General features: G+C 67.0%; 2 protein-coding genes. One reads left to right on the plus strand and one right to left on the minus strand.

The features are described from left to right. The coding region (locus WAW85_RS07500; protein WP_422559000.1) for a GGDEF domain-containing protein at positions 1 to 1,126 on the minus strand (1,126 nt) is incomplete at its 3' end. An 82-nt stretch (positions 1,127 to 1,208) separates the two neighbouring features. Between WAW85_RS07500 and WAW85_RS07505 the strand changes: the two genes are divergently transcribed. After that, positions 1,209 to 1,596, plus strand: a 388-nt coding sequence (locus tag WAW85_RS07505) for an aminotransferase class III-fold pyridoxal phosphate-dependent enzyme (protein WP_422559001.1), incomplete at its 3' end; no start/stop codon positions are given.

A 1,596-nucleotide genomic window follows, 5' to 3' on the forward strand; every position in this document is an offset into this window, starting at 1 on the left:
GTCGTATCGCGATCTCCGGATCGTCGTGGGCGGGATTGTCGTGGGCGGGATTGTGGTGCGCGGGGGTGCGGCTGACGAACCCGGCCGATGCGGTCAGCGGCATGGGGAGCGCGAGCTCGCCGATGCCGGCGCGCAGGGCTTCGGCGCGCCGGTGCGCGGATGCGGCGTCGAGGTCGGGCCAGTAGACGGCGAACTCCTCACCAGAGAGTCGGGCGAGGAGTTCGCCGGGGCTGCCGTGGGCGGCGGAATCGTCGAGCAGATAGTGGCCGATCGCGGTGAGGGCGCGGTCGCCAGCCGGATGGCCGAGAGTGTCGTTGAGGTGCTTGAAGCAGTCGAGGTCGATCAGGGCCAGCGCGATCGGGGTGGACCGATCGGCCCGGTCGGCGAGATCGGTGCGGACCGACTCGGCGAATGCGCGCCGATTCGGCAGGCCGGTGAGGGCGTCGGTCACCGAGTGTCGGGCCAACTCCTGTTTCTGCTGCCAGGCCACCCGATTCAAGCGTTCGAGCTCGTACGTCGAGAGCAGCGGGACCAGCAGAATCGCCCCGCTGGCCACGACATTGAACAACTGGTTGCTGTCGGTCGGGATGGTGAGCAGTTCGATAACGGCGAGCCCGGCGAAACCGATCAGGACCGTCGGCAGCAGGATCAGGAACCGCACATTCACCACGAGCAAGGCGGCCAGCACGCCGACCGGCAACAGGATCGGCACCAGATCATGGCCGCCAGCGATGCTGATCGCACGGATCGCCATCAGACAGGCGACGTCGAGGTAGACGGAAATCACGAACAGTGCCGTCGACCACCGGAGCCACGGCCGATAGCTGCTGCTGAGCCAGCGCAGGACGGCCGGGATCACCAAAGCGACGACGAGCAACGGCAACACCATTCGGGGGGTGCCCGGATCGGTGAAGTAGTAGCGGTGAAAGACGACCAAAATGGCGGTGATCACCAACAGGAGCAGCCACAGCTCGAACTTGTGGCGCCGTCCGGCGGCCACGAACTCGGCGCGGAAGGCCCGTTCTTCCTCCGGTTCGAACCGCGGGAAGCCCGGCAGGCGCAGCTGTCGCCAGGACGCGCGTCCGACCGGCGACGTAGTCCCTGACTCATGAGCCGAACCGAACATGCCTGACATTTTAGGTCCTACGCGCGGGTACACGAGCCGGAGTGATTGGGCACGGGCAGCCAGATTTGGAACACTGGAGGTCATGGTCCGTCCCACCGCCGCTTCTGCAAAGCTGTTCGAGCGTGCGACCGCCTCGATTCCGGGGGGCGTGAACTCCCCGGTTCGCGCCTTTTCTGCGGTCGGCGGCACTCCGCGCTTCATCACCGAGGCGTCCGGTTGCGTGCTGACCGACGTCGACGGCAATCAGTATGTCGACCTGGTGTGCTCGTGGGGACCAATGATTCTGGGGCACGCACATCCCGCCGTGGTCGACGCGGTGCGGTCGGCGGCCACCCATGGCCTGAGTTTCGGTGCGCCGACCGAGGCGGAAATCGCGCTCGCCGAGGCGATCAAGGCGCGCGTGGCACCGGTCGAGCGGGTCCGGCTGGTGAACTCGGGCACTGAGGCCACCATGTCGGCGGTCCGGTTGG

This window comes from Gordonia sp. (in: high G+C Gram-positive bacteria) (assembly GCF_049299075.1).
Classification (GTDB): Bacteria; Actinomycetota; Actinomycetes; order Mycobacteriales; family Mycobacteriaceae; genus Gordonia.